General features: G+C 69.4%; 9 protein-coding genes, 1 tRNA gene and 1 rRNA gene. 10 read left to right on the plus strand and 1 reads right to left on the minus strand.

Annotated elements, in window-relative coordinates; all coding sequences use genetic code 11:
• Window positions 1-56: 56 nt before the first annotated feature.
• The 3 genes from rrf (at window position 57) to AB0J04_RS11255 (ending at window position 1,101) form a co-directional block, all read left to right on the plus strand.
• Window positions 57-173: ribosomal RNA gene (gene rrf / locus AB0J04_RS11245) — 5S ribosomal RNA — on the plus strand.
• 114 nt (window positions 174-287) lie between these two features.
• Complete coding sequence (locus tag AB0J04_RS11250; RefSeq protein WP_363168180.1) at window positions 288-950, plus strand: DegT/DnrJ/EryC1/StrS family aminotransferase; 663 nt, start codon at window positions 288-290, stop codon at window positions 948-950.
• Between the two features lie 75 nt (window positions 951-1,025).
• Window positions 1,026-1,101: transfer RNA gene (locus AB0J04_RS11255), tRNA-Thr, on the plus strand.
• Between the two features lie 65 nt (window positions 1,102-1,166).
• Here the strand turns inward: AB0J04_RS11255 and AB0J04_RS11260 are convergent.
• Window positions 1,167-3,908, minus strand: a complete 2,742-nt coding sequence (locus AB0J04_RS11260; RefSeq protein WP_363168106.1) for a SpoIIE family protein phosphatase — start codon at window positions 3,906-3,908, stop codon at window positions 1,167-1,169.
• Window positions 3,909-4,283: 375 nt separating this feature from the next.
• Here AB0J04_RS11260 and AB0J04_RS11265 point away from each other — a divergent pair, with 375 nt between their 5' ends.
• The 7 genes from AB0J04_RS11265 to AB0J04_RS11295 all read left to right on the plus strand — a co-directional run bounded on the left by AB0J04_RS11265 (window position 4,284) and on the right by AB0J04_RS11295 (window position 17,616).
• On the plus strand, window positions 4,284-9,746 hold the full coding sequence (locus tag AB0J04_RS11265) for a HAMP domain-containing protein (RefSeq protein ID WP_363168107.1): 5,463 nt from the start codon (window positions 4,284-4,286) through the stop codon (window positions 9,744-9,746).
• Window positions 9,747-10,007: 261 nt separating this feature from the next.
• The gene (locus AB0J04_RS11270; RefSeq protein ID WP_363168108.1) at window positions 10,008-10,697 is read left to right on the plus strand and encodes a response regulator; all 690 of its coding nucleotides are present in this window, start codon (window positions 10,008-10,010) and stop codon (window positions 10,695-10,697) included.
• Between the two features lie 220 nt (window positions 10,698-10,917).
• A complete protein-coding gene (locus AB0J04_RS11275; protein WP_363168109.1) occupies window positions 10,918-13,635 on the plus strand; it encodes a DNA translocase FtsK in 2,718 nt (905 codons plus the stop codon).
• A gap of 255 nt (window positions 13,636-13,890) precedes the next feature.
• Complete coding sequence (locus tag AB0J04_RS11280; RefSeq protein WP_363168110.1) at window positions 13,891-14,730, plus strand: RodZ domain-containing protein; 840 nt, start codon at window positions 13,891-13,893, stop codon at window positions 14,728-14,730.
• Between the two features lie 89 nt (window positions 14,731-14,819).
• Window positions 14,820-16,313, plus strand: coding sequence for a 30S ribosomal protein S12 methylthiotransferase RimO (gene rimO, locus AB0J04_RS11285; RefSeq protein ID WP_363168111.1), 1,494 nt, complete (start codon window positions 14,820-14,822; stop codon window positions 16,311-16,313).
• Window positions 16,310-17,074: a CDP-diacylglycerol--glycerol-3-phosphate 3-phosphatidyltransferase gene (gene pgsA, locus AB0J04_RS11290; RefSeq protein WP_363168112.1), complete on the plus strand. Its 765-nt coding sequence runs from the start codon at window positions 16,310-16,312 to the stop codon at window positions 17,072-17,074. The genes rimO and pgsA overlap by 4 nt, the downstream gene beginning before the upstream one ends.
• The gene (locus AB0J04_RS11295) at window positions 17,071-17,616 is read left to right on the plus strand and encodes a CinA family protein (RefSeq protein WP_363168113.1); all 546 of its coding nucleotides are present in this window, start codon (window positions 17,071-17,073) and stop codon (window positions 17,614-17,616) included. Before pgsA ends, AB0J04_RS11295 begins: the two co-directional genes overlap by 4 nt.
• Window positions 17,617-17,684: the final 68 nt, after the last annotated feature.

A 17,684-nucleotide genomic window follows, 5' to 3' on the forward strand; every position in this document is an offset into this window, starting at 1 on the left:
AACGGCCCCATGCCATGGTCACGGTATGGTGCGGCAGATTCACAGTTTCATAGTGTTTCGGTGGTCATAGCGTGAGGGAAACGCCCGGTTACATTTCGAACCCGGAAGCTAAGCCTTACAGCGCCGATGGTACTGCAGGGGGGACCCTGTGGGAGAGTAGGACACCGCCGAACAATCATTCAAAAGGGTTGGACTCTGAACTTCGGTTCAGGGTCCAACCCTTTTTGTTTGTGGTCACTTGAAGTTCATGTTCCACCCTCAGCATCCACGGCATGAGTACTGCTGCAATGCTCAGGGCCGCAGGCGTCGGAATCGGCGACGAGGTCATCGTGCCGGCCTTCGGGAATGCGGAAGTCGCCGGAGGTGTCGCCCTGGCGGGCGCGCTGCCGGTGTTCGCAGATGTCGATCCGGTGACCTACTGCCTTGATCCGGCCGCCGTCGAGGCGACCGTAACTCCCCGTACCGCGGCCGTCGTTGTCGTCCACCGTTTCGGTCGGACCGCGGATGTCCGGCGGTTGCACGAGGTCGGGCAGCGGCATGGGCTGTTGGTCTTGGAGCAGGGGGAGTCCGAGGCGCCGTACGACGAGATCGCGCAGCGTCGGGAGCGGGCCGCCTATCTGGACGGGCGGCTGCGTGGTGTTCGGATGCCCGACGGCGGGGACGGGCACACCTATCAGCAGTACGTCGTGCGGGTGCCGGGGAACGGGCGGCCCGATCGGGATGCGTTCGCTCGGGCGTTGCGGGGGAGAGGCATCGACTGCCGGGTTCCGGTCAGGACTCCGTTGCACCGGTTGCCCGAGTTCAGGCGGTGTGTGTCGCTGCCGGCGACCGAGCTGGCCGCTGACGAGACGCTGGCGCTGCCGGTGGACGCCTCGTTGACGAAGCGGGACATGCAGCGGATCGTGTCGGCCTGTGATGCGCTCGGCGGACTGCTTCAGCCCGCCTTCTGAACGGGTTTGGGAACACCGGCCTGTTCGGGGTATGATCTATTCCGTTGCCGCGAGGGAAACCTCGAAAAGCGACTGGCCCCCTTAGCTCAGTCGGCAGAGCGTCTCCATGGTAAGGAGAAGGTCAACGGTTCGATTCCGTTAGGGGGCTCCACAAAGAAAGCCTCCGCCCTTTCGGGCGGGGGCTTTTCTGATGCCGTACCTCTTGTGCCGTCCCGCTTATGCCACCCGCATCGCCAGGATCGCCATGTCGTCGGACGGGGCGTCGGATGCGAAGCGTTCCACCGCGCGCATGATGCGGGCGGCGACCGCGCCGGCCGTGAGGCCCGTGCAGGCCGTGAGGACGTCGGCGAGGCCGTCGTCGCCGAGCATGCGGGTGCCCTCGCGGCGTTCGGTGACGCCGTCCGTGACGCAGAGCAGGACGTCGCCCGGGTCGAGGGTGATCGTCTGCTCGTAGAGCTCCAGGTCCTCGATGACGCCGAGGAGGGGCTGCGGCTCGGCGGCGGGCTCGACCGTGCCGTCCTGGCGGAGGCGGAGGGGGAGCGGATGGCCGGCGCAGACCACCTTCAGCTCGGCGCTGCCGTCCTCCTGGGGGCGCATCTCGCCGTAGAGGAGGGTCAGGAAGCGGCTGCGGGCGCCCTCGTCGAGGATGGCCGAGTTGAGGCGTTCGAGGACGGCCGGGCCGCTGAGGCCTTCTCTCGCCAGGAGGCGCAACGCGTGCCTGGCCAGGCCCGTCACCGCTGCCGCGTTCGGGCCGGTGCCGCAGACGTCGCCGATGGCGAAGCCGTATGCGCCGTCGCTGATGGGGAAGACGTCGTAGAAGTCGCCGCCGACCTCGTTGCCCTCGCCGGCAGCGCGGTAGATGACCTCGACCTCGACGCCGTCGATCTCGGGGAGTTCCGGGGGCAGCAGGCTGCGCTGGAGGGACTGGCTGATGGCCGTGCGCTCGGAGTAGAGGCGGGCGTTGTCGAGGGCGAGGGCCGCTCGGCGGCTCAAGTCCTCGGCCAGTTCCAGAATTTCCTGGCGGAAGTGTTCGTCGGTGGGCTTGCCGAGGGTCAGCATGCCGATGACGCGGTTGCGGGCGACCAGAGGAAGGACGACCGTCTCGCCGCCGACTGCGGAGGCGGTGGCGAGGGTGGGGCCGATGCCCGAGGAGACCTGGTGGGTGGGACCGCCGGTCAGGCCGAGGCTGCGCATGGAGCTGCGCAGGGCCGCGTCATGAGCCGCCTCGGCGGGTGCCGCCCAGACGCGGGCGCCGGGGGTGGGGACCGGGTCCGGGGGTGCGATCTTCGAGAGCAACGACTTGATGCCGTCGATGAGTTCCTCGTCCTCGTGCAGGACGTACGAGAGGTACGGGTCGGAGGCCTGGTCGGCGATGGTGTAGACGGCGCACCAGGTGGCGAGGGTGGGGACTGTCATCTGGGCCATCAGGGCCAGGGTCTGGTCGCGGTCGAGGGTGCCGGCGAGGAGGTCGGAGGCTTCGACGAGGAAGCTGAGGGAGCCTCGGCGCAGGCGTTCCAGCTCGCCCAGGCGGGCCGATTCCACGGCCAGCGCGATGCGGTCGGCCGCGAACTGCAGGCGCAGGGCCTCCTCGTTGGAGTAGCGGCCGGGGGCCTCGGCCGCGACGCCGAGGGAGCCGGTGAGGCGGCCTTCGACCTTCAGGGGGACCGTGACGACCGAGCGCATGCCTGTGCCGCTCAGCAGGGGAACGGCGCCGGGGACGGCCAGGAGGTCCTCGTGGACGGCCGGCATGCGGGCCGAGCCGTAGCGGCCGGGGCCTGCCTCTACGGGCACGCGCGCGAAGCGCTGGCGGGCGGAGGGCAGACCTGTGGAGGCACGGACCTCCAACTCGGTCTCGTCGTCGGTCGCCAGGAGGAGGAAGGCGGAGTCGGCGTCGAGCATGTCGCGGGCGCGTTCCACTGTGCGCTGGAGGAGGCCGTCGAGGTCGTCCGGGGCCGGGGAGCCGATGAACACCTCGAAGGGGTCGGTGCTCTGGCCGTCGGAGCCGACGGGCGGGTCGGAGGCCGGGACGCGCAACGGCGTCTGGAGGACCGCGCGTTCGTGGTCGCGGACGAGCAGGCAGACCGTGGAGGGCTCGCCGTCGGTGTCACGGACGCGGAGGTGGGAGGCGTACACGGGGGTGACACGGCCGTCGGCGCCGCGGATGCCGTAGCTGCCCTCCCAGCGGGAGAGTTGGAGGGCCTCCACGATGCCTGTGCTGGTGCCGGGGGTGTGCGGCCAGGCGGCGATGTCGGTGAGGGGCTTGCCGGTGACCTGGTCGGCCGGGTAGCCGAAGAGTTCCTCGGCGTCCTCGTTCCACGCCGAGACGGCGGCCGCCCGGTCGATCTGGACGACCGCCACGCGTACCCGGCTGTCGGCGATCGGGAGGAGGTTGGCCGGGAGGGACGGGCCGGCCGCGCGGGTGCCCACCGGGCGTTCGGGGAGCTCGAGTTGGAACCAGACCTGTTTGTGGGTGGGGGTGTACTCGACGCCCCAGCGGCCGGCGATGGCCGCGCAGAGCTGGAGGCCGCGGCCGCCTTCGCGGTCTGGGCTGCCCATGGTGGCGAGGGAGCCCTGAAGGGGGATCTCGCGCTCGGGATACCGGTCGGCCACCTCGACGCGTACGCCGTCGTCGCTGCGCAGACACAGGACTTCGGCGTGGGTGCCCGCGTGGACGACCGCGTTGGTCACCAGTTCACTGGTCAGGACCACGGCGTCGTCGACGATGTCGGCGAAGCCCCAGCCCTGGAGGGTGTCGCGGACGAAGGAGCGGGCGGTCGCCACCGATCGCCCCACGGGCTCGAAACTGGCAGCCGCGCGCGCGGTGATCACTGAACTCCTCGGCCGGTCGTCGACGTGCAGGGCTCCCGGGCCGGTCTGGTCGCGCCGTTGCTGCGGTGGGCGCGTGTTTGAAGGCCGGGGGTCCGGGGTCTGTCCCCCCGGGATCAGTCCGGTGGTCATGTGTGCGGCCGCCCCTCCGATGCCCGCTCGTGCTCGTGCCACCGCCCAGACCGGTCGGACCGGTGTGGCTGGACAGCCGCATGCAAGGTTACTTACCTTCCCGGTCCGTGCGGATGCCGGTCACCAAGTGTTTCCGCCGAGGGTGTGCGGACGATGTGCGAAGCTGCCGAACTGTTATGGCCTGGTTCGGCAAGGGTGAAACACTGGGCAAGCTTCTTGTGAAGGTCCGGGCAGACTGGGTGTCTTCTGAGCACAGGGGGCAGCAGCCTTCCGGGTCGGGCTGGTTTCATCAGGCGGAAAACCCGGTGGCAACAGGCACGGCGGGCAGCAGTACCCAGGCACAGCGGTAACGGTCGATCCCTGCGGGAGGGACAAGTGGAGTCTGGCGCAGCGACGCGGGGCACTAAGACGCGCGCGAAAGGCGGACAGTCCCCTAGCAGGCAGCGCTCACCACGCGGCGGGACGACCGTCGTGGACACGGCTGCCCTGGACCGGCTGCTGGTTGCTCTGGTGTCCATGCGGGACGGGAACTTCCGCAAGCGGCTGACGGTGTCCGGCGACGGCGTGATGTCGGAGATCGCCGCCGTGTTCAACGAGGTGGCGGACCGTAATCTCCACCTCACGGGTGAACTCTCGCGCGTACGTCGCATGGTCGGACGGGAGGGCAAGCTCACCGAGCGGCTGGAGACGGGCGCCTGCGAGGGCTCCTGGGCGACCGCGATCGACAACTCGAACGCGCTGGTCGACGACCTCGTGCGGCCGGTGTCCGAGGTCGGGCGGGTGCTGTCGGCGGTGGCCGAGGGCGATCTGTCGCCGCGTATGGAGCTCAGGACGCACACGCCGGAGGGAACCGGACATCCGCTGCGCGGGGAGTTCCTGAAGGTCGGGCGGACGGTCAACAACCTGGTCGACCAGCTGTCGACGTTCACCGACGAGGTCACGCGGGTGGCCAGTGAGGTGGGCACCGAGGGCAAGTTGGGCGGGCAGGCCCAGGTGCGCGGTATGTCGGGTTCGTGGAAGGACCTCACGGAGTCCGTCAACACGATGGCGTACCGGCTGACGGCGCAGGTGCGGGACATCGCGCTGGTGACGACGGCCGTGGCCAAGGGTGATCTGTCACGGAAGGTGACGGTTCACGTCGAGGGCGAGATGCTCGAGCTGAAGAACACCGTCAACACGATGGTGGACCAGCTCTCCGCGTTCTCGTCCGAGGTGACCCGGGTCGCGCGCGAGGTGGGCACCGACGGCATGCTGGGCGGGCAGGCCCAGGTGACGGGTGTCGACGGTGTGTGGAAGGAACTCACCGATTCGGTGAACACCATGGCCGGCAATCTGACGGCCCAGGTGCGCGGTGTCTCCGAGGTGATGACGGCGGTCGCCAACGGTGACCTGTCGCGGAAGGTGACCGTGCCGGCGCGCGGTGAGGTCGCGCAGCTCGCCGAGACGATCAACCAGATGACCGAGACGCTGCGGATCTTCGCGGACGAGGTCACGCGCGTCGCCAACGAGGTCGGGGCCGCGGGGCAGCTGGGCGGCCAGGCGAACGTGCCGGGCGCGGCCGGCACGTGGAAGGACCTGACGGACTCCGTCAACACCGTGTTCCGCAATCTCACCACCCAGGTGCGGGACATCGCGGCCGTGACGACCGCTGTGGCCAGCGGCGATCTGTCGCAGAAGGTCACGGTGGACGTGGCCGGCGAGATGCTGGAGCTGAAGAACACCGTCAACGGGATGGTGGACCAGCTGTCGGCCTTCGGCGCCGAGGTCACGCGGGTGGCGCGGGAGATCGGGGTCGAGGGTGAGCTGGGCGGGCAAGCGCAGGTGTCGGGCGCGGCCGGCACGTGGAAGGACCTGACGGACTCCGTCAACACGGCGTTCAGGAATCTCACCGGACAGGTGAGGAACATCGCGCAGGTCACCACGGCGGTGGCCAACGGGGACCTGTCGCAGAAGGTCACGGTGGACGTCTCCGGCGAGATGGCCCAGCTGAAGAACACCGTGAACACGATGGTGGACCAGCTGTCGTCGTTCGCCGACCAGGTGACCCGGATGGCCCGGGACGTGGGAACCGAGGGCCGGCTGGGCGGTCAGGCGCGCGTGGACGGCGTCTCGGGCACCTGGAAGGAGCTCACGGACTCCGTGAACTCCATGGCCGGGAACCTGACCTCGCAGGTGCGCAACATCGCGCAGGTGACGACGGCCGTCGCCCGGGGCGACCTCTCGCAGAAGATCGACGTCGACGCGCGCGGCGAGATCCTGGAGCTGAAGAACACCATCAACACGATGGTCGACCAGCTGTCGGCCTTCGCCGACCAGGTGACCCGGGTGGCGCGGGACGTGGGCACCGAGGGGCGGCTGGGCGGCCAGGCGCAGGTGCCCGGTGTGGCCGGTGTGTGGCGTGACCTGACGGACTCCGTGAACGGCATGGCGGGCAACCTCACCGCACAGGTGCGCAACATCGCCCAGGTCGCCACCGCGGTGGCCCGCGGTGACCTCTCCCAGAAGATCACCGTGGACGCGCGCGGGGAGATCCTGGAGCTGAAGAACACCCTGAACACGATGGTCGACCAGCTGTCGTCGTTCGCCCAGGAGGTCACCCGCGTGGCCCGTGAGGTGGGCACGGAGGGGCAGCTCGGCGGACAGGCCGAGGTGCAGGGAGTCTCCGGCACCTGGAAGGACCTCACGCAGTCCGTCAACTTCATGGCGAACAACCTGACCATCCAGGTGCGTCAGATCGCCGAGGTCACGACCGCGGTCGCCAAGGGCGATCTGTCGAAGAAGATCACCGTCGACGCCAAGGGCGAGATCCTCGAGCTCGTCACCACCGTCAACACGATGGTGGACCAGCTGTCGTCGTTCGCCGAGCAGGTGACCCGGGTGGCCCGTGAGGTGGGCACCGAGGGCATCCTGGGCGGTCAGGCGCATGCGTCGGGCGTCACGGGCATCTGGAAGGACCTCACCGACAACGTCAACCTGATGGCCAAGAACCTGACCATGCAGGTGCGCAACATCTCCCAGGTCGCGGCGGCCGTCGCCAACGGCGACCTGACGCGGACGGTGACGATCGAGGCGCGCGGTGAGGTCCAGCAGCTCGCCGACACCTTCAACACCATGGTGAAGACGCTGAGCTCGTTCGCCGAGCAGGTCACCAAGGTGGCCCGTGAGGTGGGCACGGACGGCATCCTGGGCGGTCAGGCGCATGTGCCGGGTGTGGCGGGCACGTGGAAGGACCTCACCGACTCGGTGAACGGCATGGCGTCCAACCTGACCGGTCAGGTGCGCAACATCGCCATGGTCACGACGGCCATCGCCAAGGGCGACCTGACGAAGAAGATCGACATCGATGCGCGCGGGGAGATCCTCGAGCTGAAGACGACCATCAACACGATGGTCGACCAGCTGTCGTCCTTCGCCGAGGAGGTCACCCGGGTCGCGCGCGAAGTGGGCACGGAGGGGCAGCTCGGCGGACAGGCACGCGTGCGTGACGTCGACGGCACCTGGCGCGACCTCACCGAGTCCGTGAACGAGATGGCCGGGAACCTGACCCGGCAGGTGCGTGCCATCGCGCGCGTGGCGACCGCGGTGACCCGCGGCGACCTGAACCTGAAGATCGACGTGGACGCGTCCGGGGAGATCCAGGAACTCCAGGACTACATCAACAAGATGATCGCCAACCTGCGTGACACCACGATCGCCAACAAGGAGCAGGACTGGCTCAAGGGCAACCTCGCGCGCGTGTCCGCCTTGATGCAGGGTCGGCGCGACCTTCAGGACGTGGCCTCGCTGATCATGAGCGAACTGCCACCCCTGGTGGCCGCGCAGCACGGCGCGTTCTTCCTGGCGATGCAGCCGGCCGACGGCGACCTCGATCAGTACGAGCTGCGGATGCTGGGCTCGTACGGCTACTCGATGGGCTCCATGCCGACGTCGTTCCGGCCGGGTGAGGCGCTGGTGGGGACGGCCGCCGAGGAGAAGCGCACGATCCTCGTGGCGAACGCCCCGAGCGGCTATCTGAAGATCTCCTCGGGGCTCGGCGAGGCGCCGCCCGCGCAGGTGATCGTGCTGCCGGTGCTGTTCGAGGGCAAGGTGCTCGGGGTGATCGAGCTGGCGTCGTTCACGCCCTTCACACAGATCCAGAAGGACTTCCTCAACCAGCTCGCCGAGATGATCGCGACCAGCGTCAACACGATCTCCGTCAACACCAAGACGGAGCAGCTGCTGAAGCAGTCGCAGGAGCTGACCGAGCAACTGCGGGAGCGGTCGGCGGAGTTGGAGCAGCGGCAGAAGGCCCTTCAGGCGTCCAACGCCGAACTGGAGGAGAAGGCCGAGCTGTTGGCCCAGCAGAACCGCGACATCGAGGTGAAGAACACCGAGATCGAGGAGGCGCGGCAGGTCCTGGAGGAGCGCGCCGAGCAGCTCGCGGTGTCGATGCGCTACAAGAGCGAGTTCCTCGCCAACATGTCGCACGAGCTGCGCACCCCGCTCAACTCGCTGCTGATCCTGGCCAAGCTGCTCGCCGACAACGCGGAGGGCAACCTCTCGCCGAAGCAGGTCGAGTTCGCCGAGACGATCCACGGGGCCGGCTCCGACCTGCTCCAGCTGATCAACGACATCCTCGACCTGTCGAAGGTCGAGGCGGGCAAGATGGACGTCTCGCCGACGCGGATCGCGCTCGTGCAGCTCGTGGACTACGTGGAGGCGACCTTCCGGCCGCTGACCGCCGAGAAGGGCCTCGATCTGTCCGTGCGGGTCTCGCCGGAGCTGCCGGCCACGCTGCACACGGACGAGCAGCGGCTCTTGCAGGTGCTGCGCAACCTGCTGTCCAACGCGGTGAAGTTCACCGACTCCGGGTCGGTCGAGCTGGTCATCCGGCCGGCCGGGGCGGAGGTGCCGGTGGCGATCCGGGAGCAGTTGTTGGAGGCAGGTTCGCTGACCGACGCCGACGCGCCGCTGATCGCGTTCTCGGTGACCGACACGGGCATCGGGATCGCGGCCAGCAAGATGCGGGTGATCTTCGAGGCGTTCAAGCAGGCGGACGGCACGACCAGCCGCAAGTACGGCGGCACGGGCCTCGGGCTGTCGATCTCGCGGGAGATCGCGCAGTTGCTCGGCGGTGAGATCCACGCGCAGAGCGAGCCGGGCCGCGGTTCCACGTTCACGCTGTATCTGCCGCTGCACCCGAGCGAGCTGCCGCCGCAGGGCTACCAGCAGGTCGTGCCCGCCCTGGAGGCCGGCGACCTGGTGGCCTCGGAGAACGGGGCGCGCGAACTGTCGGAGCTGTCCGAGGCGGAGATCGCGATGCCGGCCGAGGTCAAGTCCTACCAGGACGCGCAGAACGGCCCGGCGGCCCTCTTCCGGCGCCGGCGCCGGCTGGTGAGCGGCGGCGAGCAGGTGGGGCAGCCGGAGCAGTGGCCGGCCCGCGGGCAGCAGACGGAGGGGCACGCGCGTGTGGGCATCCGGTTCGTCGGCGAGAAGGTGCTGATCGTCGACGACGACATCCGCAACGTGTTCGCGCTGACCAGCGTCCTGGAGCAGCACGGCCTGTCGGTGCTGTACGCGGAGAACGGCCGGGAGGGCATCGAGGTCCTGGAGCAGCACGACGACGTGGCGGTCGTCCTGATGGACATCATGATGCCCGAGATGGACGGCTACGCGACGACGACGGCGATCCGGCGCATGCCGCAGTTCTCCGGGCTGCCGATCATCGCGTTGACCGCGAAGGCGATGAAGGGCGACCGGGAGAAGGCGATCGAGTCCGGCGCCTCCGACTATGTGACGAAGCCGGTCGACCCGGATCACCTGCTGTCCGTGATGCGGCAGTGGATGGGGGACGCGTGAGGAGGACTGCGGAGTGACGGGAACCTTCGGGGTGTGCTCGGAGTTGCTGACTCAGGGTGGCCGTCGCCGTGTAGCGGGGCGGAAATCGGGGAACCTTCTGGTCTTCGCTCACGTTCCTGCTACGTGCACAGTGACATCACGGTGACAGGGTGTGGCGACGGTCGGGGTGCGGCTACCATGACCGGCACAAGGAAGGGCGGCGCAAAGGAGTCGTCCCCAGGGGCGGCGCCCGGTGCACTGCCGGGGCGAGGAGGGCGGGCCATGGTGCAGAAGGCCAAGATCCTCCTGGTCGATGACCGGCCGGAGAATCTGCTGGCGCTGGAGGCGATCCTCTCTGCGCTCGATCAGACGCTGGTGCGGGCATCGTCCGGGGAAGAGGCGCTCAAAGCACTGCTGACGGACGACTTCGCGGTCATTCTGCTGGACGTCCAGATGCCGGGAATGGATGGATTCGAGACGGCCGCGCACATCAAGCGTCGAGAGCGCACCAGGGACATCCCGATCATCTTCCTCACCGCGATCAACCACGGGCCGCACCACACCTTCCGTGGCTACGCGGCGGGTGCGGTGGACTACATCTCCAAGCCGTTCGACCCGTGGGTGCTGCGCGCGAAGGTCTCGGTGTTCGTCGAGCTGTACATGAAGAACTGTCAGCTGCGCGAGCAGGCGGCGCTGCTGCGGCTTCAGTTGGAGGGCGGTGGCGGCAAGACCTCGGCGGGCGGCGGTGCCAAGGAGTCGCCCGGGCTGCTCGCGGAGCTCTCTGCGCGGCTCGCGGCCGTCGAGGAGCAGGCGGAGGCTCTGTCCAAGCAGTTGGACGACGAGTCGGCGGACGCGGCGGCGGTGGCCACCGCGGCGCACCTGGAGCGCAAACTCACCGGCCTGCGCCGGGCGCTGGACGCGCTGGAGCCGGGAACCGGCAGCGGCACGGCTTCTGTGCCGTCGCAGAACTGAGCTCGCGGGACTGAACCCGCAGAACCGAACTGGTTGGACCGGGCTCACAGGAGTGAACGGAACTGACGCGTGTCACGCCAGGAGTTGTGCATGAGGACGCGTCAGTTCCACTTCCCCGCACGGCGGACGCGTCAGTTCCGTGCCGCTGTGAGGGCGACACGAACGGGTGAAGCAGTAGGCACACGTGTCCGTTGTGGTCTCCACCGGTAACCTCACACCCATGGCCTCACGTCCCTCCGCAGCCAAGAAGCAGCCCGCCAAGAAGGCGGCTGCTCCCGCGAAGGCTCCGGCGAAGAAGGCCGCTGCGAAAAAGGCCCCGGCGAAGAAGGCGCCCGCCAAGAAAGCCGCGGCCAAGAAACCCGCGCCCGCACCGGCCCCCAGCCCGACCGGGGGCATCTACAGGCTCGTCCGCGCCATCTGGCTCGGCCTGGCGCACGCCGTCGGCGCCGTGTTCCGCGGCATAGGGAACGGCGCGAAGAACCTCGACCCGGCCCACCGCAAGGACGGCGTCGCGCTGCTGCTGTTCGGCGTCGCGCTGATCGTCGCCGCGGGCACCTGGGCGGACCTGCGCGGTCCCGTCGGCGACCTCGTCGAGATCCTGGTCACCGGCTCCTTCGGCCGGCTCGACCTGCTCGTGCCGATCCTCATGGCGGTCATCGCCGTACGCTTCGTCCGGCACCCGGAGAAGCCCGACGCCAACGGGCGCATCGTGATCGGCCTGTCCGCGCTCGTCATCGGCGTGCTCGGCCAGGTCCACATCGCCTGCGGTTCGCCCGCCCGCAGCGACGGCATGCAGGCGATAAGGGACGCCGGAGGGCTCATCGGCTGGGGCGCGGCGACCCCGCTCACGTACATGATGGGCGAGGTCCTCGCCGTACCGCTGCTGGTGCTGCTCACGATCTTCGGGCTACTGGTCGTCACGGCGACCCCGGTCAACGCCATCCCGCAGCGGCTGCGTCAGCTCGGCGTGCGGCTGGGTGTGCTGCACGATCCGGCCGAGGACGAGTACGACGAGTTCGACGACGGCGCGCGCTACGAGGACCAGTGGCGCGAGGCGCTGCCCGGGCGCCCCCGACGGCGCTCGGGCGCCCCCGAGGAGTACGACCCCGAGAGCGCCGAGCAGGAGGCGCTCTCCCGGCGGCGCGGCCGCCCCCGGCGCTCCGCGGTGCCGCAGCCGGCCATGGACCGGCGGTTGGACGCGGTGGACATCGCCGCGGCGGCCGCGGCCGACCTCGACGGCGCGGTCCTGCACGGCATGCCGCCCTCGCCGATCGTCGCCGACCTCACCCAGGGCGTCGGCCTCGGCGACCGGGAGCCGACGACGCCCACGCCCGTCCCGGCGCCGGCCTCCCGCCCCAAGCAGGAGAAGCTCAAGGTCGGCGCGGTACCCGACCTGACCAAGTCGGCCCCCGAGGAGATGCGCGAGCTGCCGCCGCGCGCCGAGCAGCTCCAGCTGTCCGGTGACATCACCTACTCGCTGCCCTCGCTCGACCTCCTGGAGCGCGGCGGCCCCGGCAAGGCGCGCAGTGCGGCCAACGACGCCGTCGTCGCCTCGCTGACCAACGTCTTCACCGAGTTCAAGGTCGACGCCGCCGTCACCGGCTTCACCCGCGGGCCGACGGTCACGCGCTACGAGGTCGAGCTCGGCCCCGCCGTGAAGGTCGAGCGGATCACCGCGCTCACCAAGAACATCGCCTACGCCGTCGCCAGCCCCGACGTGCGGATCATCAGCCCGATCCCCGGCAAGTCCGCGGTCGGCATCGAGATCCCGAACACCGACCGGGAGATGGTCAACGTCGGCGACGTCCTGCGGCTCGCCGACGCCGCCGAGGACGACCACCCGATGCTCGTCGCGCTCGGCAAGGACGTCGAGGGCGGCTACGTCATGGCGAACATGGCGAAGATGCCGCACATCCTCGTGGCCGGCGCCACCGGCTCGGGCAAGTCGTCGTGCATCAACTGCCTCATCACGTCGATCATGTGCCGGGCGACCCCCGAGGACGTCCGGATGGTCCTCGTCGACCCCAAGCGCGTCGAGCTGACGGCGTACGAGGGCATCCCGCACCTGATCACGCCGATCATCACCAACCCGAAGCGGGCGGCCGAGGCCCTCCAGTGGGTCGTACGGGAGATGGATCTGCGCTACGACGACCTCGCGGCGTTCGGGTACAGGCACATCGACGACTTCAACCAGGCGATCCGTGACGGCAAGCTGAAGACGCCCGAGGGCAGCGAGCGGGAGCTCAAGACCTATCCGTATCTGCTGGTGATCGTCGACGAGCTCGCCGACCTGATGATGGTCGCGCCGAGGGACGTCGAGGACTCCATCGTGCGCATCACGCAGCTCGCGCGCGCGGCCGGCATCCACCTGGTGCTCGCCACCCAGCGGCCGTCGGTCGACGTCGTCACCGGTCTGATCAAGGCGAACGTGCCCTCGCGGCTGGCGTTCGCCACCTCCTCGCTCGCCGACAGCCGCGTCATCCTCGACCAGCCCGGCGCCGAGAAGCTGATCGGCAAGGGCGACGGGCTGTACCTGCCGATGGGTCAGAACAAGCCCACCCGTATGCAGGGCGCCTTCGTCACCGAGGACGAGATCGCGGCCGTCGTCCAGCACTGCAAGGACCAGATGGCGCCGGTCTTCCGGGAAGACGTCACCGTGGGCGCCAAGCAGAAGAAGGAGATCGACGAGGAGATCGGCGACGACCTCGACCTGCTGTGCCAGGCGGCCGAGCTGGTCGTCTCCACCCAGTTCGGGTCGACGTCCATGCTCCAGCGCAAGCTGCGGGTCGGCTTCGCCAAGGCCGGCCGGCTGATGGACCTCATGGAGTCGCGGAACATCGTCGGTCCCAGCGAGGGCTCCAAGGCGCGAGACGTTCTCGTGAAGCCGGACGAGTTGGACGGCGTGCTCGCCGTGATCCGAGGGGACTCTGCGGGGTAGACGTCAGGGTGGGGAGCGGCCCTCGGCCGTGACTCACCCGTTAGAGAGAGATGGGCAACCGTTTCCCTTTGGCGTACGTCAAGTTGAGCGAGAGGACAGGTGCGGCTCCCCGCCGGGGCCGTAACCGGCCCGTCATCGGCGTGTCCGGCCATACCGATGGCGTACAAAGTCGTACCGCCCGGTTGCCCCTCCCTTCGGCACCCCCCCTAGACTGAACTTCCAGCACAGGTGGCTACACGCTCGAAAGGCGCCCCCGTGTCCATCGGCAACTCCCCTGAAGACGAGCGTCCCTTCGAAGACCCGTCCGAGGAAGCCTCCTTCTCCATCGGCCGCGCCCTGCAGCAGGCGCGCATCGCGGCCGGGCTGACCGTCGACGACGTCAGTTCCGCCACCCGGGTCCGTATCGCCATCGTCCACGCCATCGAGTCGGACGACTTCGCCCCCTGCGGCGGCGACGTCTACGCGCGCGGGCACATCCGGACCCTGGCCAGGTTCGTCCACCTCGACCCCGCCCCGCTGATCGACCGGTACGACGCCACCCACGGCGGCCGTCCCGCACCGACCCCGGCCGCGCCCATGTTCGAGGCGGAACGTATCCGCCCCGAGCGGCGCGGGCCGAACTGGACCGCGGCCATGGTCGCCGCGATCGTCGCGGTCGTCGGCTTCGTCGGCTTCACCGCGTTCAAGGGCGGCGACGACGGCGGCACGAAGCAACAGGTCGCCGAGGGCGCCACACCGGCGGCCGGCAAGACCGCCTCGCCCACGCCGAAGACCGACAAACCCGTCGGCGAGAAGCCGGAACCCTCCGACAGCGCCATCGCCGCGGCCCCCCAGGACAAGGTGACCGTCCAGGTCACCGCCCCCGACGGGCGCAGCTGGATCTCCGCCAAGGACCACAACGGCCGCCTGCTCTTCGACGGCCTGCTCAAGCAGGGCGACTCCAAGACCTTCCAGGACAGCGAGAAGATCAACCTCGTGCTCGGCGACGCCGGCGCGATCGATCTGTACGTCAACGGCAAGAAACTCGACGACGACTTCCAGCCCGGCGCGGTGGAGCGCCTGACCTACACCAAGGGCGATCCGCAGGCCGGATGAGCCGGGCGGGCCTTCGGGTGTACGGGGTTGGCGATCTTCGCCAACCCCGTCGACGTTCGCTGTCGGTGGGACAAAGTAGTCTTGAGCCCATGCCTGAACGCCGTACCGTCGCACTCGTCACCCTTGGCTGCGCCCGTAACGAGGTGGACTCGGAGGAGCTCGCAGGCCGCTTGGAGGCGGACGGCTGGCACCTCGTGGAGGACGCCGAGGACGCGGACGTCGCCGTCGTCAACACCTGCGGTTTCGTCGACGCCGCCAAGAAGGACTCCGTCGACGCCCTGCTGGAGGCCAACGACCTCAAGGGGCATGGCAGAACCCAGGCCGTCGTGGCGGTGGGCTGCATGGCCGAGCGGTACGGAAAGGAGCTCGCCGAGGCTCTCCCCGAAGCCGACGGCGTGCTCGGCTTCGACGACTACGCCGACATCTCCGACCGCCTCCAGACCATCCTGAACGGCGGCATCCACGCCTCCCACACCCCGCGCGACCGGCGCAAGCTGCTGCCGATCAGCCCCGCCGAGCGACAGTCCGCGACGGACGTGGCCCTGCCCGGGCACGGCGCGCCCACGGACCTGCCCGAGGGCCTGGCCCCGCAGTCCGGCCCGCGCGCACCCCTGCGCCGACGACTGGACGGCGCCCCCGTCGCCTCGGTCAAGCTCGCCTCCGGCTGCGACCGGCGCTGCTCCTTCTGCGCCATCCCGTCCTTCCGCGGCTCCTTCATCTCGCGCCGGCCGAGCGACGTGCTGAACGAGACGCGCTGGCTGGCCGAGCAGGGCGTCAAGGAGATCATGCTGGTCTCCGAGAACAACACGTCCTACGGCAAGGACCTCGGCGACATCCGGCTGCTGGAGTCGCTGCTGCCCGAGCTCGCCGAGGTCGACGGCCTGGAGCGGGTGCGCGTCAGCTACCTCCAGCCGGCCGAGATGCGTCCCGGTCTGATCGACGTCCTGACCTCCACGCCGAAGATCGCGCCCTACTTCGACCTCTCCTTCCAGCACTCCGCGCCCGGCGTGCTGCGCGCGATGCGCCGCTTCGGCGACACCGACCGCTTCCTGGAACTGCTCGACACCATCCGGAGCAAGGCGCCCCAGGCGGGCGTGCGCTCCAACTTCATCGTCGGCTTCCCCGGTGAGTCCGAGGCCGACCTGGCCGAGCTGGAGCGCTTCCTGAACGGCGCGCGGCTGGACGCGATCGGCGTCTTCGGCTACTCCGACGAGGACGGCACCGAGGCCGCGACCTACGACGACAAGCTCGACGTGGACGTCGTGGCCGAGCGGCTCGCCCGGATCTCCCGGCTCGCCGAGGAACTCGTCTCCCAGCGGGCCGAGGAACGGGTGGGTGAGACCGTGCACGTACTCGTGGAGTCGGTGGACGACGAGGGCGTGCACGGCCGCGGCGAGCACCAGGCCCCGGAGACGGACGGCCAGGTGCTGCTCACATCGGGCGCAGGTCTGAGCGTCGGCCGTATGGTCGAGGCGAAGGTGGTCGGCACGGAAGGCGTCGACCTGGTGGCCGAGCCCCTGCCGGGCTCACTGCACGGTTCGTCGCAGGGTTCGTTCGGGTGTAGTGAGGAGGCGGGCAGATGACGGGTGTTCCGGCATCGGCTGCGGGCGGCTCCTCGCCGGCATCGGCCGCGAGGGCCGACGAGAAGACCGTGGCGGCGCCTTCCGGCGGGTCCGCCGACGTCGCCGCGAGCGCCGATCCGGAGTGCGCCGGCAGGCCGCCACGGGGCGCGAAGCTGGCGGCCGCCGCCGTCAACCAGGCGAGCGTCTGGAACATCGCCAATTTTCTGACGATGCTGCGGCTGGTCCTGGTCCCCGGCTTCGTCGCGCTGATGCTGGCCGACGGCGGCTACGACCCGGCGTGGCGCTCCCTCGCCTGGGCGGCCTTCGCGATCGCCATGATCACCGACCTGTTCGACGGGCACCTGGCACGGGCGTACAACCTCGTCACCGACTTCGGGAAGATCGCCGACCCCATCGCCGACAAGGCGATCATGGGAGCGGCGCTGATCTGCCTCTCCTCGCTCGGCGACCTGCCGTGGTGGGTGACGATCGTGATCCTCGGCCGGGAACTCGGGATCACGCTGCTGCGTTTTCTTGTCATCCGGTACGGCGTCATCCCGGCGAGCCGGGGCGGCAAGCTGAAGACGCTCACGCAGGGCGTGGCGGTCGGGATGTACGTCCTGGCGCTGACGGGCTGGCTGGCCACCCTGAGGTGGTGGGTCATGGCCGCGGCGGTCGTCCTGACCGTGGTGACCGGGCTCGACTATGTGAGACAGGCCATTGTGCTGCGCAGGCAGGGAATCGCCGAGCGCAAGGCGGCGTTGGAGGAGACGGAAGCGTGAGTTCCCCGGCCGCCGACGTGGTGCGACTACTCACGGTGAGCGGATCCACGCTTGCCGTGGCCGAGTCGCTGACCGGTGGTCTGGTCGCGGCGGAGATCACATCGGTGCCCGGAGCGTCCAGGGTGTTCCGCGGGTCGGTCACCGCGTACGCCACCGAGCTCAAGCACGAACTCCTCGGTGTCGACGCCGGTCTGCTCGAGGCCCGCGGTGCGGTGGACGCGCAGGTCGCGGCCCAGATGGCGGTCGGCGTACGCAAGGCGCTCGGCGCCGACTGGGGCGTCGCGACCACCGGCGTCGCCGGCCCCGACCCACAAGACGGACAGCCCGTGGGCACGGTCTTCGTGGCCGTGGACGGGCCGTTCGGGACGGATTCCGGTTCCGCCGCTGGCGGAAAAGTGGAGGCCCTGCGGTTGAACGGCGACCGGGCGGAAATTCGTAGAGAGAGTGTACGGAGCGTACTCGCACTGCTCCTGACAGAGCTTGCGGGCGAACAGACCGGGAACGAGCGGGCACAGGATACGGAACAGAACGGGGGGTTTTGATGTTTGCAGCCCTGAGTGAACACGACATCGCTCCCCGCACGGCCGCAGCGCAAGGCGGTACGGTGGGG

Origin of the sequence: Streptomyces sp. NPDC050263 (genome assembly GCF_040655955.1) — a bacterium.
Lineage (GTDB): Bacteria > Actinomycetota > Actinomycetes > Streptomycetales > Streptomycetaceae > Streptomyces.